This window comes from Pseudomonas sp. RC10 (assembly GCF_038397775.1).
Lineage (GTDB): Bacteria > Pseudomonadota > Gammaproteobacteria > Pseudomonadales > Pseudomonadaceae > Aquipseudomonas > Aquipseudomonas bambusae.
Window position 1 is genome coordinate 4,850,329 of sequence record NZ_CP151650.1, and the last position, 21,662, is coordinate 4,871,990.

Genomic DNA, 21,662 nt, shown 5'->3' on the forward strand with positions numbered 1-21,662 from the left:
CACAATCGCCACCTCATCGACCAAGTGGCAGACCGACTTCCCATGAAAAACATCGCCTACTTCGCCTTCGCCCTCCTCGGGCTGATCTGGGGCACCAACTTCATGTTCATGAAGTGGGCGTTGGAGTGGATTTCTCCCGCGCAGATCGTGCTGGTCCGCTCATTCTTCGGTTTCCTGCCAATCCTCATTTACGCCTTGGCCACCCGTGCCCTGAGCTGGAGCCACGTGCGCCATCTGCATCACTTTCTGGTGATGGCGCTGCTGGCGACAGCGGTCTACTACTACCTCTACGCGGAAGGCACGACCCTGTTGCTGTCGAGCGTCGCGGGGCTGCTGAGCGGGGTGATTCCGTTGTTCACCTTCGGCTGCGCCTTTCTGTTTCTGCGGGAAGAAAAACTCAACGGGCGCATGACTCTTGGCGTACTGCTGGGGTTCGTCGGCGTGCTATTGATCGCCCGGCCATGGGCCACAGGCGACGCGGCAATCTCGGTGAAAGGCGTGATGTACATGATGCTCGGCTCGTTGAGCATCGGTTGCTCGTTCGTCTACGCCAAACGTTTCCTGACCGGGCTGAACATTTCGGCGGTCGCGCTGTGCACCTATCAGATCGGCCTGGCGCTGCTGATTCTGCTGGCCGTCACCGACCGGACCGGCATGGAACACATCACCGACAGCCCCAAAGCCATGATCGGCGTGTCCCTCGGACTGGGCCTGTCCGGCACCGGCGTGGCGTACATCCTGTATTACTTCATCGTCGAACGGCTGGGCGCGGTGATCGCCGCCTCGGCCACGTATATCCCGCCCGTCATCGCGTTGTTGATCGGCATATTTGTCGCCGGCGAGCCGGTGCACGGGCTGGACGTCGTGGCCATCGCGGCGATTCTGGGCGGGGTGTTCGTGTTGCAGAGCGGCCGTCGACTGGCCGCTCAGCGTGTGCAGTCCGAAGCGTAAACGCTGCCCCCTCAGCTCAACGCGCACGCCCGCACGAAAGCCTTCACCAGCGGCGGCGTTTTGCCTTCCCACCAATGCGATGCGAATGCTGTGCTTCTGTTTCATGCCTGCTCCCTGATATCGAAACGCTTTGCGGTCAGTTTGGCGCTGTTCAGCGAACTGACACGGGCCTTGAAAGCCTGATGCCGCTGAAACGCATCAGGGCTGCCAGATCCGCTCGCCATTGATCTCCACGACGCCGGTTGCGGGAATTCGCGCCGTGTCGCGTACGATCATTCGCCCCGGCAGAATCTCCTGAATCGCCGAGGTGTTCGGATCGGCCAGTTGCGCGCAGATGATGTTCACCGCGCGGCCGATCATTTCGGTCATGGGCTGTTCGAACGTGGTCAGACCGAAGATGGGCCACTGCCCTTGCGGCAAATCGTCGAACCCGACGATGGAGACGTCGCTGCCCGGTTTCACCCCGCGCTCATGGCACACGTTGATAGCGGCCAGCGCCATCAGGTCGTTGGCACAGAAAATCGCATCGGGCGGCGCATCGAGGCTCAGCAACCGGCGGGTCGCGGCCATGGCGCCTTCGAAGGTGTATTCCCCCACTTCACGCAACGGCGGCGGCAGCCCTTGCGACGTCAGGTAGCCGCTGAAACCCGCTTCACGGTCACGGTTGGTCGAAGAGCTTTCCTTGCCCGCGATGAACGCCAATCGCTCATGCCCGGCCGCCACCAGAAACTGCGCGATGGTGCGACTGCCGGTGAGGTTGTCGCTGGTCACGCTGGAGACAGAGGTGCTGCCATTGGTGCGGTTGAACAGCACCACGGGCAGTCCGATGGTGCGGCACTCCTCGGCAAAATGCGACGACAGGCTCGCCGACACCAGCACCAGACCGTCGACCTGATAGCGCAGGATTTCTTCCAGCACCGGGTCGGAATCTTCGTTGTTGGCCATGGAAAACAACAGAATGCGATAGCCCAAGCCTTCGAAGGCCGCTGACAGCGATTCCAGCACTCGCGCATAAAACGGGTTGGCCATGCCCGGAATGGCCACGCCGATCAGGTTGGAGCGTCGGGTGATCAGCGAGCGCGCCACCAGATTGGGGCGATAGCCCAGTAGCGCTGCGGCCTCTTCGACCTTGCGCCGGGTGTCGGGCGACACACTGGCGCCCTTGGTGAACGTGCGCGACACCGCCGACTGGGAAACCCCTGCCTGCCTGGCCACGTCATGGGCCGTCACCGGACGCCGTCCCCGCTCCGTGTTGTCTGACATATCGTTTCGACCGCCGAAAAAAAAATGATGATACCTGCCAATCGCTTATGTCACATCCCGCGCTGAAATTCGCGTCCATTTGGCGTGAGGGGTTTGCAACCTGAAAAATCCTGGATTAAGATCAAGTCATTGCATACGTATGCAAATCTTCATACCCATAAGAACAATCTCCAAGGAGAACACCGTGGCTAAGTGGCTTAAACAAGGCGCCGAAGCAGAAGTCATCAAATCCGCTGCCCGTGAAGTCCGCGATACCGTTGAAAACCTGCTGGCCGACATCGAAGCACGTGGCGACGCCGCCGTGCGTGAATTGGCAATCCGTTTCGACAAGATGGACCGCGAGGACTACCGCCTCACGGACGCTGAAATCCAGGCCTGTCTCGATCAGCTCAGCGACCGTGACCTCAAGGACATCGAATTCGCCCAGACCCAGGTGCGCAACTTCGCCCAGCACCAGCGCAATTCCATGGTCGACGTTGAAGTCGAAACCCTGCCGGGGGTCATCCTCGGCCACAAACACATTCCAGTGAACGCCGCAGGCTGCTACGTGCCCGGGGGCAAATACCCGCTGCTGGCATCGGCGCACATGTCGGTGATCACCGCGAAAGTCGCCGGCGTGCCGCGCATCATCACCTGCGCCCCGCCCTTCCACGGCAAACCGGCGCCTGCCATCGTCGCCGCGCAGCACATGGCCGGTGCCAACGAGATTTACTGCCTGGGCGGTATTCAGGCCATCGGCGCCATGGCGCTGGGCACCAAGTCCATCGCGCAGGTGGACATGCTGGTCGGTCCGGGCAACGCGTTCGTCGCCGAAGCCAAGCGCCAGCTGTTCGGTCGCGTGGGTATCGACCTGTTCGCAGGCCCGACCGAAACCCTGGTGATCGCGGATGAAACCGTCGACGGCGAACTGTGCGCCACCGACTTGCTGGGCCAGGCCGAACACGGTCCTGACTCCCCGGCCATCCTGCTGACCACCTCGGAAAAACTCGCCCGCGAGACCATGGCCGAAGTCGAGCGTCTGCTGAAAATTCTGCCGACCGCCGACATCGCCCGTCGCGCCTGGGAAAGCTTCGGCGAAGTGATCGTCGCCGAGGACGAAGCGGAAATGCTGGCCATCGCTAACGACCTCGCCTTCGAACACGTGCAAGTGATGACCAAGGACCCGGATTATTTCCTCAAGAACATGCGCAACTTCGGCGCACTGTTTCTCGGTCCGCGCACCAACGTGTCGTTCGGCGACAAGGTCATCGGCACCAACCACACCCTGCCCACCAAGAAAGCCGCGCGTTACACCGGCGGCCTGTGGGTCGGCAAGTTCATCAAGACCTGCACCTACCAGAAGGTGCTCACCGACGAAGCGTCGTCGATGGTCGGCGAATACTGCTCGCGCCTGTGTGCGCTGGAAGGCTTCGCCGGTCACGGTGAACAGGCCAACATCCGGGTGCGCCGTTATGGCCACAAGGACGTGCCGTACGCCGGTGCCGCCCAATAAGCGTCACGCTCCAGTTGGCTTTTTGCGAAAAAGGGCGAGCGCACGACCGCTCGCCTGAACAATAAAAACAATCACATCCACTGCGGACCGCACCTCGCCTGACCGGGCCGGGTGGCGGTTCGCTGTGCCGCTTTCAAGGATTGACTCATGAGTGTTGTCATCGCCGTTCTGGCGTTGTGCGTTCTGATGCTGGCCGCGTATCGGGGTTACAGCGTCATCATCTTCGCCCCACTGGCCGCCCTGGGCGCCGTGCTGCTGACCGATCCTACCGCCGTGGCGCCGGTGTTCAGTGACCTGTTCATGGACAAGATGGTCGGCTTTATCAAGCTGTACTTTCCGGTCTTTCTCCTCGGCGCGGTGTTCGGCAAGCTGATCGAACTGTCGGGTTTTTCCCGCGCCATCGTCCAGGCCGTGATCGGGTTGCTGGGGAGCAGCCAGGTGATTCTGGTGATCGTGCTGGTCTGTGCTTTGCTCACCTACGGCGGTGTGTCGCTGTTCGTGGTGGTCTTCGCGGTCTACCCGTTCGCGGCCGAGATGTTTCGTCAGGGCAACATCCCGAAGCGCCTGATGCCCGCGACCATCGCGCTGGGTGCGTTCACCTTCACCATGGACGCCATGCCCGGCACCCCGCAAATCCAGAACATCATTCCGACGACCTTCTTTGGCACCAACTCCTGGGCCGCACCGTGGCTGGGCGTGTTGGGTTCGCTGTTCGTGCTGACCTGCGGCATCGTCTATCTGGAATACCAGCGTCGTAAGGCCGCCCGGGCCGGTGAGGGTTACGGGACCAACCTGCGCAATGAGCCGGAAACCCCGGAGCAGATCAAGCTGCCCCACCCGCTGATCGCCCTGCTGCCGCTGATCCTCGTGGGCGTCATGAACCTGCTGTTTACGAAATGGATTCCGGGCTGGTACGGCGGTTCGTACGGCATTCACCTGCCGGGCCTCAAGGCGCCGATCCAGACCGACGTCGCCAAGCTGACCGCGATCTGGGCGGTGCAGGCGGCGTTGTTGGTGGGCATCATTACCGTGCTGGTGTTCTCGTTCCGCACTGTCGCCAGCAAACTGGCCGATGGCAGCAAGACGGCCGTGGGCGGCGCAATGCTGGCGACGTTGAACACGGCATCGGAATATGGCTTTGGCGCGGTGATCGCGGCGTTGCCGGGGTTTCTGGTGGTGGTCGACGGGCTGAAGGCAATCCCCAACCCGCTGTTGAATCAGGCGATCACCATCAACATTCTGGCGGGGATCACCGGTTCGTCCTCCGGCGGGATGAGCATTGCGCTGGCCGCCATGTCCGACACCTTCATTGCCGCCGCCAATGCCGCGCACATCCCGATGGAAGTGATGCACCGCGTTGCGTCGATGGCCGCCGGGGGCATGGATACCCTGCCGCACAACGGCGCGGTCATTACCCTGCTCGCCGTCACCGGCCTGACCCACCGCGAGGCCTACAAGGACATCTTCGGCATGACCATCTTCAAGGTGCTGGCGGCGTTCTTCGTGATTGGCGTGTATTACGCGACGGGATTGGTGTAACCGCCGTTCGAATGCGCCCGGCGCCAGGGTCGGGCACATGCTTTTGTAGGAGCCGGCTTGCTGGCGAAGGCGGCGTGTCAGTCGAGATGAATGCGCCTGAACGGACGCCTTCGCCAGCAAGCCGGCTCCTACAGGTCATCTGCCACTCATGACCTCGGTGTTTCACACCCCTCGCTGCTCCCGCCGAAACTGCCCTGGCGGCACACCATGGGCCTTGTGAAACCGCCGCGAGAAATACGCCTCATCGGCAAACCCGCAAATCTCGGCAATGTGGCTCAGGGGTTTGTTGCTGTTCATCAAATGCGTACGGGCCAGACGCATGCGCCGCTCCAGCACCAGCTCGGAAAACGTGCTGCCGGTTTCCTTGCGCAGCAGGTGGGTCAGGTAGTTGGGCGAAAGAAACGCCGCTGCCGCCGCGTCGGTCAGGGTCATCGCCGGATCGGCAATGTGATCGCGAATGTAATCCATCACCCGCCCCATCGCGTCACGCCGCCCTCGTCGCTCGGCCTTGTTTGCCGACAGCGCCCGCAACTCGGCCTCGAACAGGTTGCAAACCTCGCCAATCAACTGCAGCAGATAGCCCCGCAACACCGATCCCGAACCCAGTTTCCTCGTCTGATCCGCCTCGCGCATCTGCAAGAGCAACGTCGTCACCTCGGCGAACTGTGCGTCGTCGAGAATGAAATCCAGGTGCTCCTGAAACCGGAACGGCGCCAGTTCGGGGGCTTCGGTCAGCGGCACATCTTCCAGGTCCATCGGGTCGCAGTGCAGACGTTGCAGCAGGAATTCCTGAGAGAAATTGATCAGCACGAAGTTGCCGTCTTCGGGATGCGGAATCACGTGCAGGCGATGGGGCAGGATGAACGCCAGGGTGTTGCGCGGGAACGGCCGGATCGCGCCACCGATGTGCTGCACCGTGTCGCCGCCGAGGTTGATCTGGATCTGGAAGTATTCGTGACGATGGGGCGACGTCAGCGCTGGGCGAGCGGACTTGTCACGAATGTAAAAATCCATGCGGTCGCTGCGCTGTTGCATGCCGTAGGTCTGGATGCGGGGGGTGTTCGCCATCGAAATGAAGCCCGGAAAAAGACTTCAAACTACAAGTTTTGAGCGGCGAGCTGCAAGCTGAAAGCTGCGAACGTGAAGCCAACGCGCACAGGCTTTTCTCTTGCAGCTTGCAGCTTGCAGCTTGCCGCTCGACGCTCGCGGCTTATCCGATGGTGACGGTGAGTTCGGCCAAACCTTCGATGCCTGCGGTGACCACGTCACCCCGTTGCAGCGCGCCGACGCCCGCTGGCGTGCCGGTGTAGATCAAATCGCCCGCTTTGACGCCGACCGATTGCGACAGGTAGGCGATCACGTCTTTGACGGCCCAGATCTGGTCCGCCAGATCGCCGCGCTGGCGAGGTTCGCCGTTCACGTCCAGCCAGATGGAACCGCTGTCTAGATGACCAACCTTGCTCACCGGCAACAGCGCAGTGGCCGGGGCGGACGCGTCGAACGCCTTGGCCCATTCCCACGGACGGCCCATTTTCTTGGCCTGCGCCTGCAAGTCACGGCGAGTCAGGTCCAGGCCGACGCCGTAACCCCAGACGTGGCTCAGGGCGTCTTCAGCGTCGATGTTCACGCCGTCCTTGCCAATCGCGACCACCAATTCGATTTCGTGGTGCAGGTCCTGGGTCAGCGGTGGGTACGGGATCGTGCCTTCGGCGGGCACCACAGCATCGGCAGGCTTGGCGAAGAAGAACGGTGGCTCGCGATCAGGGTCGTGGCCCATTTCACGGGCGTGCTCGGAATAATTCCGACCGACGCAGAACACGCGACGGATCGGGAAACGGGCAGAAGTCCCGGCCACGGCCAGCGACGGCGTGGCGACGGGTGCAATGACGAATTCGTTCATGGTCATGTCCTCGATTGAAAGTTAGCTCGACAGGGACACAGTGTGCGGATTCGGCGGCAGGCCGGGTTGGACAGATCCCCGGAGGTTTTGGACGGAGCAATGCAATCTAATTCACCCACGCCCCACAAACGGCATGCTGTTCGCCATCACCGTCATGTTCAGCACGTTCGCCGACAGCGGCAGCGCGGCCATGTAGCTCACGGCATCGGCCACGTGCTGCACGTTCATCGTCGGCTCCACCTGCAACTCACCGTTGGGCTGCAACACGCCTTTGGTCATGCGGTCGGTCATCTCCGTCAACGCGTTACCAATGTCGATCTGGCCGCAGGCAATGTTGTACTGCCGACCGTCCAGCGAGGTGCTTTTGGTCAGGCCCAGCACCGCATGCTTGCTGGAGGTGTACGGCGAGCTGAACAGGCGTGGCGTATGCGCGGAGATCGAGCCGTTGTTGATGATCCGCCCACCTTGCGGCACCTGACGACGCATCAGACCGAACGCGCCGCGCACGCACAAGAACATCCCGGTGACGTTGGTGTCGATCACGTTCTTCCATTGCTCCACCGACAACTCATCCATCGGCACCGCCGGTGCGCCGATGCCTGCGTTATTGAACGACACATCCAGACGCCCGTACGTTTTTTCAATCGTGGCAAAAAGCGCCTCGACACTGGCCGCATCCCGCACATCGGTAGACACCGCCAGCGCTTGCTGGCCCGCCGCTTTCGCCTGTTCGGCCAGCTCAGTCAGCGGTTCCAGGCGACGTCCGGCCAGCACCACGGCGTAGCCGTCTTTGAGCCATTGCAGCGCCACGGCACGGCCAATGCCGCTTCCTGCGCCGGTGACCAGCGCGACTTTCAGGGCAGACGATGAAGACATGAGAAATTCCTGTTTGTTGTTAGAAGAATGAAAACGACACGTTCGGGGCTTAGCTGTAGACAGGCGTCAGGACCGGCTTGCCCGCATAAAACGCCAGCAGGTTGTCCGCGACCATCTGCACCGTGCCCCGCGAGGCTTCCGGCGACAACCCTCCCACGTGAGGCGTCAACACCACGTTGTTCAGCGTTTTCAGGACATCCGGTACCTGCGGCTCGTCGTCGAACACGTCCAGACCCGCACCTGCCAGACGCCCGTGTTGCAACGCGTCGACCAGCGCTGCAGTGTCCACGACACTGGCCCGCGCAATATTGATGAGGAAACCTTCCGCCCCCAGCGCCTCGATGGCGGCGCGGTCGATCAGGTGACGCGTGCCGCTGCCGCCCGGCGTCGCCACGATCAGGAAATCGGACTCAGCCGCCAATGCCAGCGGCGTGGCGCAATAGGTGAAATCCACACCGGCCCGAGGCGAACGGCTGTGGTAACTCACCTGCATATCGAAACCTAGCGCACGCTTAGCGATCGCCATGCCCACCGAGCCCAGCCCCAGAATACCGAGGCGCTTGTTGGCGAACGAAGGCCGCGTGACCTTGCGCCACTCACTGCGCCGCACCGACGCATCGGCCTGGGGAATGTCACGCACCAGCGACAACAGCAACGCCATCGTGTGGTCTGCAACGGTCGGCGCGTTCACTCCCGCCCCGTTGGTCACCACGATGCCTCGCGCTTCTGCAGCAGGCAGGTCCACCTGCTCGTAACCGGCGCCGATCACACAGATGATCCCCAACTTCGGCAACGCCGCCATCTCAGCCGCCGTGAATCCCAATGGCCCACGGGTCAGCACTGCGTCGATCTCGCTGCCCCGCGTCGCCACCGCCTCCGCCCGCATCGCCGGGGTCGGCGCCAGGATCAGCCGAAACCCCTGTTCCTCCAGAATCGGCAAGTACTCGTTCACGCTTTCGACCAACACCAGCACCGTCTTCATCATCACTCCGTCGCGGAAAATTCGATGAGGCAGACAGTAGCGCGAGTTAGAGCGGTTGTGCAGGGTGCGCGCAAAAAAACGACTCAATGAAACCGGCCTCGCGGCGGCTTCAGGAGCGTCAATTTTTGTAGCAGCTGCGTCGTGGATCGATAAGCGAAATTGCGTTCAACTCTCTGCGCGCCGTAGCCGACGTCGTTTTGTAGCCGATTTCCGAAAATCGTTCCAAATGCGCCTTGGCAGTCGTAATGTCCGCCGCCAGGGCATAGACTCAAAACCTAACGGATGGGTTATTGAATGAGAGTGTGTAGTCATAAGGGATGCAGCATCGCAGTTTTGACCCGCAACGAGCATTGCCCGCCGCACGTGCATGTTGGCGCTCGGGATTGGGAAGCGCGTTTTCTGTTCAGCTTCTGGCATAACGGCATCCGTTTGTGGGACGTCATACCGGCTAAGAATGAGCCGTGCTCACGTGTTCTGGAGGAATTGAGGCTGGTCATCAAACGCCGTGCAAATCTTCGAAAGGTCCGTGAGTGCTGGTGGCGGAGCCAGCAAACGCTGTGCCTGGAAAATCAAGCGTGGGACCTCGAATGTGGAGAAGTCGTTGCTCCGCGATACGGCCGGTTGAGCACGTCGCCCATTTTGTCGGCCGAGTTCGACGTCCACACTTACACAACAACGTTGTACCTGGCGGGCTACCGCGCGCCACTGGAGATCGAATTATGAAACCTATAAAAGCCCGCGAACATGACGACGAGGTCGTCACGCAAGCGGTCCTCACACAGGCGATCAATGAAGGACGCAAGCGCTCACAGTGCTTGCTGCACGCAACGACGCTTCAGTTTTTAGCCGATCTGAACGCGCTGGCCATCGGCTTCTCTGATCGAACCGCGGTGCTGCTGCCGGTCAGCCTTTATGCCGAGCTTCGTTGCCTGTCGATTGAAGAGTTGAGTCAGATCGAATTGGGGTTTTCCGGCAGTGCGCTGTGTCTGGAACGCCGCGATCTGCATGTGTCGATCACAGGTTTGATTTCGGCGAGCGAGCCGCTGATGGCGATGGCGGCGAGTGTCATCGCGGCGCGCAATGGACGGCGCAGCAGTCAGGCGAAAGCCAACGCTTCGAAAGCAAACGGTTTGAAAGGCGGCCGCCCGCGTAAAATCCCCGTTGTTTCAGAATCCTGATCACCCTGAAATCGATTACCCCCACCCTTCTTCGCGCAATACATCGCTTCATCCGCATGGCGGAAGAGTTGCGTCAGGTCGGTGGCGTTTTCCGGGTAGTTGGCGATGCCGATGCTGGGCAGGATTTTCCAGTCGTTGCCTTTGAGGACCATGGGGACGTTGAGGGACCTGCAGATTTTTTCCGCGACTTTCGCGGAGTCGTCCGGATGGTTGACGCGGTCGAGCAGGATGACGAATTCGTCGCCGCCGATTCGCGCGACGGTGTCGGTTTCGCGCACGCACAGCTTGAGGCGATGGGCGACTTCCTGAAGCAGAAGGTCTCCCGCCGCGTGGCCCAGGGTGTCGTTGACCTGCTTGAACTTGTCGAGGTCGAGGTAGAGCAGCGCCAGTCGTCCCGCGCTGCGTTTTGCCCGTTCCAGGGATTGTTGCAGACGCTCTTGCAAGAGCATGCGGTTGGGCAATTGGGTCAGTTGGTCGTATTGGGCCATGCTTTTCAGGCGGTCATACAGCTGTTTGCGCTCGATGGCCGCCGCCACTTGGGTGCAGACGAACTGCAACAGTTCCTGATCCCGCTCGCCGTAATGCGGGCTGTCCGGATGGCTCTTGACCAACAGCGCACCGATGATGCCGTGCTGGGTCTCCAATGGGGTGGCGAGCCACGACAGGCCGTCGCCACCGAGCAATTTCCGGAGATGCTCAGGCGTCGGAATGACCGGATCAGCATCGACGAGTACAGGCGCCAGCAGCAGCGGCCGCCCGGTGCCGACCACTTCGGAGGCCAGGGCGTCAGCCACCGGCTGCTGAAGCGTCGGATCAAGCTCGTCAACGTAGTAGGGAAAATTCACCAGGCCGCTGTATTTGTCCCGCAGGGCGACATAGAAATTGCGTGCGGGCAGCAGGTCTGCGATCACGCCGTGAATGTCCTTGAACAATGCGGGCAAGTCGCTGGCGACGTGAGCGGCTTCGGAAATGCTCAGCAGCGCCGAACGCACGGAATCGGAACGTTTGCGCTCGGTGATGTCTCGGGCCACCGCGATGCGCAGGTTATCGACTTCGGACCAACGCGCTGACCACATGATGTGCACGATGCGCCCATCCTTGCGCACGTAGCGGTTCTCGAAACCGACGTTGGGCTGCCCTCCCATGATGTCCCGCGCTGCTGCCAACGTGCGTTCGCGATCATCGGGGTGCACCAGCTCAATCATTTTGCGGCCGATCAGTTCGTCGGGCCGGTAACCGAAGATACGCTCTGCCGCCGCACTCGCAAAAACGTAGCGACCTTCGACGTCCACCACACAGATGGCGTCCATCAGCATGTCGACAAAGCCCACCAGTGCCGCGTAAGTGTTTGTTTCCATACGAAAAGAGCCGCCCGCTCACTGAAACGTTCATGCACCCGACGATTTAGCGTCATGAAAGCGCATGAAACTGTGAGCCATATTGCCGAAACGTGCTGGTTTCAGCCATTCGCCAATCCGCCATAACGACAGTTTTTTTCCAGCAGCGACAGTCTGGTTGCCCGCAACTCATCGGCTGTTTATGGTCTGACCCCATGCGCCCGGACACGCAGCCGCTTAACACGCAGGCTGGCACGCGCAGCGGTTTTCCGCCGCTTCATGAATGAATCATGCACATAAGGAATGTCATCACATGCTCAACAGGCTCTCCACCCACTTGCTTTCCAAGACCGTGCTGGCCGCCGCAATGGCCGCTGTGATGTGGTCGTCGGGCTCGGCCATGGCAGCCAACGAACCGGGCAAGGCGCTGGCCGCAAAAATCGGCGTGCCGTGGCCTGCGGTCATCGCCCACCGAGGCGCGTCGTTCAATGCACCGGAAGAGACGGTGCCCTCGTACACCCTGGCCCGCGAGCTGGGCGCGGATTATCTGGAGATGGACATTCAGCGCACCAAGGATGGCGTGCTGATTGCCTTGCACGACGACACGCTGGAGCGCACCACCAACGTTGCCGAGGTCTATCCGGACCGGGTGAAAGACCCGCTGAGCAGCTTCACCCTCGAAGAAATCAAGCGACTGGACGCGGGCTCCTGGTTCAACAAGGCCCATCCGGATCGCGCCCGCGCCAGCTATGTGGGGTTGAAGATTCTGACGCTGGATGAAGTGATCGACATCGCCGAAGGTGGCAAGAACAAACCGGGGCTGTACATTGAGACCAAGGTGCCGGCGCAATTTCCCGGCGTCGAAGAGGATTTGAAGAAAAAACTGGAGCAACGCGGCTGGCTGAGCCAACGCCCTGCGGCGGAGAAAGGCCATGTGAACGTGGCTCATACGCCGGGCCGCGTGGTCTTGCAGACGTTCGAGAAGCCGAGCCTGGAACTGCTGCAAAAAGCCATGCCTGACACGCCGAAAGTGCTGTTGCTGTGGACGGGCGACGGGTATATCCCGGCGGCGTCGGACAAGACGTTCAAGGATTCGGGGGCCAAGGACAAGGCGGCGTTCTACGCAACGCAGCAGGTGAAATCCAAGGAAGAGTTCGCGGCATGGATGGACTGGGCGAAGGCCCATGGCGCCATAGGCACCGGCCCTGCGGCGGCGCTGAAAAACGGCGGCGATCAGAGCTACATGGATTTGGTGCAGCCCTGGATGAACAAGATGGCTCATGACCGTGGGATGATCATCCATCCCTACACCGTGGACGACGCGGTGGACTTCAAGGCCATCAGCGCTCGGGGAGTCGACGGTTTTTTTACCAACCGGGCTTCGGAACTGCTGAAGTTCTACGGTCGTCCGTCGAAAGAAAGCATGGAATCGATCCTGAAGCGGATCGGGTATTGAAACCCACCGTGATTCTAGCTGGCTGACGTCATAAATCGCGGCGTCGCTTACCCCCTGTAGAAGCGAATTCATTCGTGAGGCGTTGGTACAGGCGATGGATATGTGTCGTCTGTACGGGCCAATCGCGAATAAATTCGCTCCTACAGTCAGGTCGGCGTCAGGCCCCGTGCATCGCGGCGCAGATTACCCCTGTAGGAGCGAATTCATTCGCGAGGCGTTGGTACAGGCGATGGAGATGTGTCGTCTGTACCGGCCAATCGCGAATAAATTCGCTCCTACAGTCAGGTCGGCGTCAGGCCTCGTGCATCGCGGCGCAGATTTCCCCTGTAGGGGCGAATTCATTCGCGAAACATTGGTACAGGCGAAGGAGATGCGTCATCTGTACCGACCAATCGCGAATAAATTCACTCCTACAGAGCGCTTGCCGCAAAGGGAGAGGCTTACGCCAACTCCGCCACCACCGCGGCCAGCGCTTTCGCCGGATCTGCTGCCTGGCTGATCGGGCGGCCGATGACAAGGTAGTCGGAACCGGCGTCCAGGGCCTGGCGCGGGGTCAGGATGCGGCGTTGGTCATCCTGTGCGCTGCCAGCGGGACGAATACCCGGTGTCACCAGTTGCAACGACGGGTGCGCCGTTTTCAGGGCCTGAGCTTCCAGCGCCGAACACACCAGGCCGTCCATCCCCGCCTTCTCAGCCAAGGCCGCCAGACGCAACACCTGTTCCTGGGGTTCGATGTCCAGGCCGATGCCTGCCAGGTCCTCACGTTCCATGCTGGTCAGCACGGTCACGCCGATCAGCAGCGGTTTCGGGCCGCTGCGTTGATCCAGCACGTCGCGGCAGGCCGCCATCATGCGCAGGCCGCCGGAGCAGTGCACGTTGACCATCCACACGCCCATTTCCGCCGCAGCCTTGACCGCCATCGCCGTGGTATTGGGGATGTCGTGAAACTTGAGGTCCAGAAACACTTCGAAGCCCTTGTCGTTCAAGGTCTCGACAATGCCCGACGCGCTGCTGGTAAACAGTTCTTTGCCCACTTTGACCCGGCACAGCTTGGGGTCCAGTTGGTCCGCCAGTTTCAACGCGGCTTCGCGGGTCGGGAAATCCAGGGCGACGATGATGGGGGTCTGGCAGGCGGACATGAGCGGGTTCTCTGGCAAGTCGAAATCGGCGCGCATTGTAGCTGAACCCGTCGCAGGGCGGGACCCGGTGATCGGTAAAAGACAAAGATGCCGCCAAGCCTGGGGCCCACCGTCATACCGTTTCGAAACCGACTCGCATCCCCGCACGACCGGGCATCCCCTACAATGGAACCACTGGGCAGCGCCGTTGCTCAAAGCGATATCACAATAAGGAGAGAGCCTCATGCCCTGGTATGCCTGGTTGATTCTGGTAATTGCAATTGGCTCGATCGTCGGCGGTTTGGTGATGCTGAAGGACTCAGCGAAAAAACTGCCCCTGACCGATGAACAGCTCAAGCGCGTCCACGAGCGCAACGCCGAAATGGACGCCAAGGAAGCCCGCGACCGCTAGACCGCGTCGGGCGGTGAACCCTCGCCGCCCCCGCATGCCCTTCTGTTCTATCAATCCGTACCGTCACTCTCATCCAGCGCCACGGCGTGATGCGTGGCCTGTGGCGTCACGGCGATCCGGAACGGCTGGAATATCTTGAACATCTGCCCGTTCTCCCGAAGCTGTCTGAGCAACCCCCCAAATTTTTCCCCGGTGATCGGCGCGTTCGGTCGCAGGAGCGCGTAGTGCCGGTATATCTGATCGACCCGGTCTGAAATCAGGAATTGATCGGCGTCTTCAGGGTTGCTGGCCATAAACGTGCTCAGGTACGAGCGGGTGACCAAGGCGATGTCGGCCCGATCCCGGAGTACCATCAACAGGTTGCTGTCATGGGAATAGGTCAGCGTGGCGTTGTATTGATCGGCCAGGAACTTGGGGTCAGCGTTGAACCGCGCGAAAGCGTAGTGATAACCGCTGAACAACGCGAGGCGCTTGCCCGTCAGGTCATCGAAATAGTTCTGCCCGCGCCCTTGCATACGATGGGCGACGAAAATCTCGGCGTCTTCAAGCCCCATGTCGACATCCTCGTGGGGAATGTCCTTCCAGCCCCAGGCGGGGTTCTCGAAAATGGCCATGTCGAAGCGTTCCTGCTGAAAATCGCGGAAACGACGGGGAATCGAGGTCGGCACCATCTCGAAATGGTAGTCGCTCTGCATGGCGTTCAACGCACTGACCATCTGTGGCAGCAACCCGGTGTCTTCGCCCCGCTCGGGTCGAATCGTGTACGGCGGAAAATGCGCCGCACCAATGCGCACGATCTGCGCCGCGCCCGCTTGCCAGGCCCACAGGGTCGTCGTTGCCAACAGCAGCGTTTTCAAAGCCATCCGCACGGGCGTAGACATCAAGACAAAGCACCTCTGGCGAATCGGAGTACGCGTAAGCTATGCGTTCGCGGACAATTAGACAACGGTCAAACGACATCAAAGCTGGCTTTAGGCCAGATCTGGCTGTTTCAACAGCAAAAGCAACGCCTGCTCCGCCAATTGTTCCAGGGTCAGAGTGCCCTCGGCACGGTACCAGGTGGTGGTCCAGGACAACGCGCCCGTCAGGAAACGTCGGGTGACGGCCACATCCCCTTGCACCAGACCACAGGCCTTGGCTTCCCCCAGCACGTGCAGCCACAACTGCTCATAAGCGTTGCGCAAGACCCGGACCCTCGCCTGCCCGTCGGCCGACAGCGAGCGCCATTCATAGATCATGACGGCCAGCGCTTCGCCGGTGCCGCCCATGATCGACTGCAATTCGCAGCGGATCAGCGCCAATACGCGCTCACGCACATCCCGGGTTTGCGCCAATGCGACACGCATCACCTCGGTGTTGTAGACCATGGTCTGCTCCATCACCGCGCACAGGATTTCATCCTTGCTGCGAAAGTGATGAAAAATGCTCCCCGACTGAATCCCCACGGCCGCCGCCAGGTCCCGCACGGTGGTGCGCTCATACCCCTTGTGACGAAACAGGTGCGCGGCTACTTGCAGCAGCTTGCCCCTTGGGCTGTCCGGATCGGTCATGAGTCCGCCCGCGATCAGCCCGTGCATCACCGTCGACGTGTCGCGTTCATCCACCGCCATGCCCTTTCACTCGATCGCGAAAAAATCGCCTACAAAACCTACTGGTCGCGCGGCAATTTATGCCGAGCGCTTCAACCAAGCAAGCGCTTGGCCAGCATTTGGCCTTTCTGTCCGACGAAAAAAATCCTGGCCCGGATTAAACAATCGTCCGTCAGATGAGTCCCACGCAGTGATCACCCGTGATCGTCACGTTGGACGCAACGGCTCTAATATGGCTACGCTGCATCACGGTGCCACGGATTAGGAAACTGGAGCGAGCAATGCCCCATTGGTTGGTGATAGATCTGGAGGCCACCACCGAAGAGGGCGGATGGCCAGTGGCAGAGATGGAAATCATTGAGATCGGCGCCTGCGTGGTCAATTCGGACGGCCGCGAAATCGACCATTTCGAACGCTTCGTGCGCCCGGCGCGCAGGCCGCAATTGACCCCGTTTTGCCGCGAACTGACCCATATCCAACAAAGCCAGGTGGACACGGCGTCGCCCATGACGACGATCTGGCCGCAATTTGAACGCTGGATGAGCCATCACCGCACACGGCTGGTGGGCTGGATCAGTTGGGGTGATTACGACCGCGAGCAATTGACCCTGCAATGGCAGGAGCATCAATTGACCAGCGAGCTGAGCGGCCTGCCGCACATCAACCTCAAACAGCGGTTTGCGCAGGCCCGTCAACTGCAAAAACCCTGCGGCCTGAATACCGCGCTGCAACTGGCGGGCATGCACTTCAATGGCCAGCAACACCGGGCTCTGACCGACGCGCGCAACACGGCGAGGTTGATCCCGTTGGTCATTCCTTCCTGAACGATGACGCATTTATCAAAGCGGATGACGGCCTTTTGTACGTTCGGCATACTGTCCGCCCTTTTTTAGCCCTTTCGAGGAGATCAGCCATGTTCAAGGTCAACGAGTATTTCGACGGCACCGTCAAGTCCATCGCCTTCCAGCAAGCCGAGGGCGCAGCCACCATCGGCGTCATGGCGCCAGGCAAATACAACTTCGGCACCGCTGATCGCGAAATCATGCATGTGGTCTCGGGCTCGCTGAAAGTCCTGCTGCCAGGTGCCAACGATTGGGAAACCTTCAACGCAGGCGACCAATTCCGCGTGCCGGCGAACAGCAAGTTCGACCTGGAAGTGAGCGTCGAGACCGCTTACCTGTGCGAATACCGCAAGGACTGATCGGGAATCTGTAGGAGTGAGCTTGCTCGCGATAGCAGAGCTATCTGACGCCGAGCATTCGTTAGGCGTGCCGGTCTCTTCGCGCGCACGGTGGACCGCCACCCCGGCCACTCCTACAATGAATCTGCGCTCAATCCATCTGCCTGCATCCCCGCATTGAACTGCAACGCCGCCAACCGCGCATACAGCGGGTTGCTGGCGATCAATTCCCGGTGCGTGCCCACGGCCACCAGCCTCCCCTGATCCATCACCGCAATCCGGTCAGCGTTCTGCACGGTGGCCAGGCGGTGAGCGATGACCAAGGTGGTGCGACCTTTCATCAACGTGGGTAATGCTTGCTGGATCAGATGCTCGCTCTGGGCATCCAGCGCGCTGGTGGCCTCATCGAGCAACAGGATTGGCGCGTCGGCCAGCAACGCACGGGCAATGGCGAGACGTTGACGCTGCCCGCCCGACAACCCCATTCCGCCATCGCCCAGATGCGTCTGATACCCCTGCGGCAGCAGTTGAATGAATTCGTGGGCATGAGCGATTCGCGCCGCCGCTTCGACCTGTTCGTCGCTGGCCTCGGGATTGCCATAACGAATGTTGTCCTCGACGCTGCCAAAAAACAGCGCAGGGGTCTGTGAAACCCAGGCAAAACAGCGACGCAGGTCCAAGGGATCGAGACGCTCACCCGGCACACCCTCTATCAACACACGTCCCTGCTGCGGGTCATAAAAACGAAGCAACAGGTCGAACAGCGTCGATTTACCCGCCCCCGACGGCCCCACCAACGCCAGCGTCTCACCCGCTTCAATGGTCAGGCTCAAACCCTCGACCGCGTTACGCTCAGGCCGGGAGGGGTAGGCAAAGCTGACATTTTCCAAGGCCAAGTGACCGCTCACGCGTTCCGGCAGGGTCAGCAGATCGCTGCTCGGGGGTGTGATTTCGCTGCGGGCCTGCAACAGTTCAGTGATGCGCTCCGCTGCGCCGGCTGCCCGTTGCAACTCGCCGATCACTTCGCTGAGGGTGCCGAACGCGCTGCCAACGATCAGGCTGTAGAACACGAACGCCGCCAGCTCGCCCCCGGTGATTCGCCCGGCGATGACGTCCATGCCGCCGACCCACAGCATCACCGCCACGGCGCCGAGCACCAGCACGATGACCAGGGTGATCAGCCACGAGCGCTGAAGAATCCGCTTACGCGCCGTCTCGAAAGCGCCTTCCGCTGTCTGCGAAAAACGCTGTCGGTCCTGTTCCTGATGGTTGTAGGCCTGAACCGTCTTGATCTGTCCCAGCGCCTCCGACACGTAACTGCCAACGTCCGCCACCCGGTCCTGGCTTTCTCTCGACAGGCTGCGCACTCGTCGCCCGAAAATCAGGATCGGCGCCACCACCAGCGGCAACGCCACGACCACGATGCTGGTCAGCTTGGGGTTGGTGAAAAACAGCAGGATCACGCCACCGATCACCATCAGGGCATTGCGCAGGAACATCGACAGCGACGAGCCGATGACCGATTGCAGCAACGTCGTGTCGGCGGTGAGGCGTGACTGGATTTCCGAGCTTCGGTTGTTCTCATAAAAGCCGGGGTGCAGGCTGACCAAGTGATCGAACACTTGCTTGCGCAGATCGGCCACCACCCGCTCGCCAATCCACGACACCAGATAGAAGCGGGTAAACGTGCCGATGGCCAACGCCACCACCAGCACCATGAACAGCGCGATGCTTTCGTTGAGCAATTCCGGCGAGCGGGTCAGAAAACCCTTGTCGACCATCATTTTGATGCCCTGTCCCATGGACAACGTGATGGCGGCGGTGACGATCAGCGCCACCAAGGCGCCAAAGGCCTGCTTGCGATACGGCGCGATCATCCGCAGCGCCAGACGAAGGGCATGCCGCTGACGACCGGAAAACACAGAAGCCATGAAAGTCACCTGTAGGAAAATTCAGGGCAGAGCCTACACCTGCCCCTCTGTGTACGCTCGTCGTGTTTTGCTGAACTCAATCGTGGTCTGCCAGTCAGGATAAAGGAGTCCACGCTGTTAAAGCGCCGCGTTATGACGCTAATCAGGGACGGTTAGAGTGGATCGGTCTAACGGTCGGCTGGCGATTGCCGCCGTCATCTGTTGCACTGAAAGGACGCTTGAAGCGTGCGCGCTTGAAGTGTTCAGAAATGTCATGGCGCGGTCATCGAGCGTGGATAACCTGAAGCGCACCACCTGATGAGGAGACAGGCCATGAGCTTGCAAAACAGCAGCAATCAAGAACCCGTGGTACGGCCCCAGCCCGAATCTCAACTGGGCGGCGCCGTTCTGGACGAGTACGGGAATCAGGTCCTGATTACTGAAGAAATGGTTCAGGCCGCGTGTCAGGAATGCGAAAAGTATTGGGTCAAACCTGAAAAACAAGACTGATGAACAGACGCCTTTGAAACCCGGCCCTCCCGCCGGGTTTTTTCTGCGTGCGGCTTGGCAGATTGCCCAACCCCAGCGTCAAATCCGCAGTCACGCCTATCACTCGCCGACCGACACCGCACCCACCGCCTGAATGATCTGCTGCAAGGCTGCGGACGGGCCGTTCAGGCTGACACGCAAGCCTTCGATTTCGCGGCGCGGCGGATAGTGTTTGCGCAGGGCGTCGAAGGCCAGTCGCTGGCTGGATGAATCGCCGACCAGGCTGCGACGAAAATCCGCATCGTCGCGGCGCGGGTCGTACACGCCCCGGCAGAGCATGTTCAGCGCCCACGTGGGGTCAGTGTTGGCGTCTAAGGTGACCTGCGCCAGCCAGGGTTTGGGCAGCAAGTCTTGCAGTTCGATGGCCGCTGGCTGGCCCAGGTGCGCGCACAGTGCCTGGTAAATCTGCGCCGTGCCGCGCTGCCGCCCGTCGAGGCTGTAACCGGCAATGTGCGGAGTGCCGATGACGCACAGGTCCGCCAGCGCCACATCGACGAGCGGCTCTTCTTCCCAGACGTCCAGCACGGCTTGCAGGTCTTCCCGCTCAAGCAGCACTTCACGCAACGCGGCGTTGTCCACGATCGGGCCACGGGCGGCGTTGATCAGCCAGGCGCCCGGTTTGAGGGCTTCGAGACGGGTGCGGTCAAACAGGTGCCAGGTTGACAGCTCGCCACTTTTATTCAGAGGCGTGTGCAGGCTGATTACGTCGCAACGGGCGATGATCTCGTCGAGGCTGACATAATCGCCGCCTTCGGCTGCCTGTCGGGGAGGGTCGCAGACCAGCACGTTCCAGCCCAGCCCGCGCAACACTTTGATCAGCCGACCACCGACCTGCCCCGCGCCCACCACGCCATAGGTGCGCCGAGCGAGGTCAGCACCTTCGATCTCAGCGAGGGTCAACAGGCTGCCGAGCACGTAATCCACCACGCCCCGGGCGTTGCAGCCTGGCGCGCTGGACCATTGAATGCCCGCTTCGTTGAGGTAGTCGAGGTCGAGGTGATCGGTGCCGATGGTGCAGGTGCCAACGAAACGCACCGGCGTGCCTTCCAGCAGCTCTCGGGTAACTTTGGTGACTGAGCGCACCAGCAGGATGTCGGCATCGGCCACCGCAGCGCGGTCGAGGGTGCGTCCGGGGTAACGACGGATGTCGCCAAAACCGGAGAAGAAGGCGTCAAGCAGTGGAATGTTTTCGTCGGCAACGATGCGCATGGTGGGCTCCCTGAAGTGGCGGCAGTGTAGGCGCTGGTGTCCGAGGGGGCCAGCGCTGCGCTCACTTCAAGGGTGGACTTACGCGGATTTCTTGCGGATCCAGTACAGGTAAACGCCGTCGGCGGCCTGCTTTTCGACGAGTTCGTGGTCGAGGAAGACACAGAATTTCGGGATGTCGCGCTGGGTCGACGGGTCGGTCGCGATGACCTTGAGCAAACCACCCGCCGGCAAATCGCGCACCTTCTGGTGCAGCATCATCACAGGCTCAGGGCAATTGAGGCCGGACGCGTCGAGGACCGCGTCAACGGCAAGGCTTTCGATGGAATCAGACATGAGGCGCTCCAGAAACTGGCGAGCATTGTCGCTTAAATGGACAAAGGCGCCAATCGTCACTGGTCTTGCCGATCACCCTGACGCCCTCCTTATCCAGGCCGATCACCTGTAGGAGCGAATTTATTCGCGAGAGGCCCTGTACAGTCGACACGTCCCATCGCCTGATCCATTTTTCGCGAATGAATTCGCTCCTACAGACAGCCCCGTCTCTCAGTGCTACCGAGACCTCCTGTAGGAGCGAATTCATTCGCGAGAGGCCCATTCACTCAATACATCTCCGTCGCCTGTCCATTTTTCGCGAATGAATTCGCTCCTACGGGCCAATGCGATGGAGCTCAACAAATTCATTCCAAAGCGGTCAACTACGCTGCTGCCTACAGTCTTTGTA

The 21,662-nt window shown here is 60.8% G+C and carries 21 protein-coding genes; 9 read left to right on the forward strand and 12 right to left on the reverse strand.

What is annotated here, in order from left to right; genetic code table 11:
- Positions 1–42 precede the first annotated feature (42 nt).
- Positions 43–951, forward strand: a complete 909-nt coding sequence (locus AAEO81_RS22100) for a DMT family transporter (protein WP_341959029.1) — start codon at positions 43–45, stop codon at positions 949–951.
- Between the two features lie 198 nt (positions 952–1,149).
- Here AAEO81_RS22100 and AAEO81_RS22105 read toward each other — a convergent pair whose 3' ends face one another.
- On the reverse strand, positions 1,150–2,214 hold the full coding sequence (locus AAEO81_RS22105) for a LacI family DNA-binding transcriptional regulator (RefSeq protein ID WP_341959030.1): 1,065 nt from the start codon (positions 2,212–2,214) through the stop codon (positions 1,150–1,152).
- Positions 2,215–2,398: 184 nt separating this feature from the next.
- Between AAEO81_RS22105 and hisD the strand changes: the two genes are divergently transcribed.
- Both hisD and AAEO81_RS22115 read left to right on the forward strand, forming a co-directional pair.
- Complete coding sequence (gene hisD / locus AAEO81_RS22110; RefSeq protein WP_341959031.1) at positions 2,399–3,706, forward strand: histidinol dehydrogenase; 1,308 nt, start codon at positions 2,399–2,401, stop codon at positions 3,704–3,706.
- A 147-nt stretch (positions 3,707–3,853) separates the two neighbouring features.
- Positions 3,854–5,245 carry a GntP family permease gene (locus AAEO81_RS22115; protein WP_341959032.1) on the forward strand — a complete coding sequence of 464 codons (1,392 nt, stop codon included), beginning with the start codon at positions 3,854–3,856 and terminating at the stop codon, positions 5,243–5,245.
- A gap of 162 nt (positions 5,246–5,407) precedes the next feature.
- Here the strand turns inward: AAEO81_RS22115 and AAEO81_RS22120 are convergent, their stop codons facing one another.
- The 4 genes from AAEO81_RS22120 to AAEO81_RS22135 all read right to left on the reverse strand — a co-directional run bounded on the left by AAEO81_RS22120 (position 5,408) and on the right by AAEO81_RS22135 (position 9,003).
- A complete protein-coding gene (locus AAEO81_RS22120; protein ID WP_341959033.1) occupies positions 5,408–6,313 on the reverse strand; it encodes an AraC family transcriptional regulator in 906 nt (301 codons plus the stop codon).
- Between the two features lie 142 nt (positions 6,314–6,455).
- Positions 6,456–7,145, reverse strand: coding sequence for a fumarylacetoacetate hydrolase family protein (locus tag AAEO81_RS22125; RefSeq protein ID WP_341959034.1), 690 nt, complete (start codon positions 7,143–7,145; stop codon positions 6,456–6,458).
- Between the two features lie 111 nt (positions 7,146–7,256).
- On the reverse strand, positions 7,257–8,021 hold the full coding sequence (locus AAEO81_RS22130; RefSeq protein ID WP_166597953.1) for an SDR family oxidoreductase: 765 nt from the start codon (positions 8,019–8,021) through the stop codon (positions 7,257–7,259).
- 49 nt (positions 8,022–8,070) lie between these two features.
- Complete coding sequence (locus AAEO81_RS22135; protein WP_341959035.1) at positions 8,071–9,003, reverse strand: 2-hydroxyacid dehydrogenase; 933 nt, start codon at positions 9,001–9,003, stop codon at positions 8,071–8,073.
- An 815-nt stretch (positions 9,004–9,818) separates the two neighbouring features.
- Here AAEO81_RS22135 and AAEO81_RS22140 point away from each other — a divergent pair.
- On the forward strand, positions 9,819–10,181 hold the full coding sequence (locus tag AAEO81_RS22140) for a DUF2442 domain-containing protein (protein ID WP_341959036.1): 363 nt from the start codon (positions 9,819–9,821) through the stop codon (positions 10,179–10,181).
- On the opposite strand, the gene AAEO81_RS22145 is transcribed toward AAEO81_RS22140, so the two are convergent.
- Complete coding sequence (locus AAEO81_RS22145; RefSeq protein ID WP_341959037.1) at positions 10,100–11,539, reverse strand: diguanylate cyclase; 1,440 nt, start codon at positions 11,537–11,539, stop codon at positions 10,100–10,102. The two genes, AAEO81_RS22140 and AAEO81_RS22145, sit on opposite strands and share 82 nt — an antisense overlap.
- A 292-nt stretch (positions 11,540–11,831) precedes the next feature.
- Here AAEO81_RS22145 and AAEO81_RS22150 point away from each other — a divergent pair, with 292 nt between their 5' ends.
- Positions 11,832–12,974 (forward strand): glycerophosphodiester phosphodiesterase, encoded by a 1,143-nt coding sequence (locus AAEO81_RS22150; protein ID WP_341959038.1) that lies wholly within the window; start codon positions 11,832–11,834, stop codon positions 12,972–12,974.
- A 440-nt stretch (positions 12,975–13,414) separates the two neighbouring features.
- Here AAEO81_RS22150 and pyrF read toward each other — a convergent pair whose 3' ends face one another.
- A complete protein-coding gene (gene pyrF / locus AAEO81_RS22155) occupies positions 13,415–14,113 on the reverse strand; it encodes an orotidine-5'-phosphate decarboxylase (protein ID WP_341964596.1) in 699 nt (232 codons plus the stop codon).
- A 223-nt stretch (positions 14,114–14,336) separates the two neighbouring features.
- Here pyrF and AAEO81_RS22160 point away from each other — a divergent pair, with 223 nt between their 5' ends.
- Positions 14,337–14,504 (forward strand): DUF2897 family protein, encoded by a 168-nt coding sequence (locus AAEO81_RS22160; protein WP_166597948.1) that lies wholly within the window; start codon positions 14,337–14,339, stop codon positions 14,502–14,504.
- Positions 14,505–14,554: 50 nt separating this feature from the next.
- On the opposite strand, the gene AAEO81_RS22165 is transcribed toward AAEO81_RS22160, so the two are convergent.
- Together AAEO81_RS22165 and AAEO81_RS22170 are read right to left on the reverse strand one after the other, a co-directional pair.
- Positions 14,555–15,385, reverse strand: coding sequence for an amino acid ABC transporter substrate-binding protein (locus AAEO81_RS22165; RefSeq protein ID WP_341959039.1), 831 nt, complete (start codon positions 15,383–15,385; stop codon positions 14,555–14,557).
- Positions 15,386–15,475: 90 nt separating this feature from the next.
- Positions 15,476–16,108: a TetR family transcriptional regulator gene (locus AAEO81_RS22170; RefSeq protein ID WP_166597990.1), complete on the reverse strand. Its 633-nt coding sequence runs from the start codon at positions 16,106–16,108 to the stop codon at positions 15,476–15,478.
- Between the two features lie 266 nt (positions 16,109–16,374).
- On the opposite strand from AAEO81_RS22170, the gene AAEO81_RS22175 reads away from it, so the two are divergent.
- Positions 16,375–16,917, forward strand: a complete 543-nt coding sequence (locus tag AAEO81_RS22175; RefSeq protein ID WP_341959040.1) for an exonuclease domain-containing protein — start codon at positions 16,375–16,377, stop codon at positions 16,915–16,917.
- 89 nt (positions 16,918–17,006) lie between these two features.
- Positions 17,007–17,294, forward strand: coding sequence for a pyrimidine/purine nucleoside phosphorylase (locus AAEO81_RS22180; protein WP_166597945.1), 288 nt, complete (start codon positions 17,007–17,009; stop codon positions 17,292–17,294).
- A 113-nt stretch (positions 17,295–17,407) separates the two neighbouring features.
- Here AAEO81_RS22180 and AAEO81_RS22185 read toward each other — a convergent pair whose 3' ends face one another.
- On the reverse strand, positions 17,408–19,204 hold the full coding sequence (locus AAEO81_RS22185; RefSeq protein WP_341959041.1) for an ABC transporter transmembrane domain-containing protein: 1,797 nt from the start codon (positions 19,202–19,204) through the stop codon (positions 17,408–17,410).
- Between the two features lie 312 nt (positions 19,205–19,516).
- On the opposite strand from AAEO81_RS22185, the gene AAEO81_RS22190 reads away from it, so the two are divergent.
- Positions 19,517–19,693: a PA1571 family protein gene (locus AAEO81_RS22190; protein ID WP_166597943.1), complete on the forward strand. Its 177-nt coding sequence runs from the start codon at positions 19,517–19,519 to the stop codon at positions 19,691–19,693.
- A 99-nt stretch (positions 19,694–19,792) separates the two neighbouring features.
- Here AAEO81_RS22190 and pdxB read toward each other — a convergent pair whose 3' ends face one another.
- Positions 19,793–20,941, reverse strand: coding sequence for a 4-phosphoerythronate dehydrogenase PdxB (pdxB, locus tag AAEO81_RS22195; RefSeq protein ID WP_341959042.1), 1,149 nt, complete (start codon positions 20,939–20,941; stop codon positions 19,793–19,795).
- A gap of 78 nt (positions 20,942–21,019) precedes the next feature.
- Entirely contained in the window at positions 21,020–21,274 is a 255-nt protein-coding gene (tusA, locus tag AAEO81_RS22200) for a sulfurtransferase TusA (protein WP_166597941.1), read from the reverse strand.
- Positions 21,275–21,662: the final 388 nt, after the last annotated feature.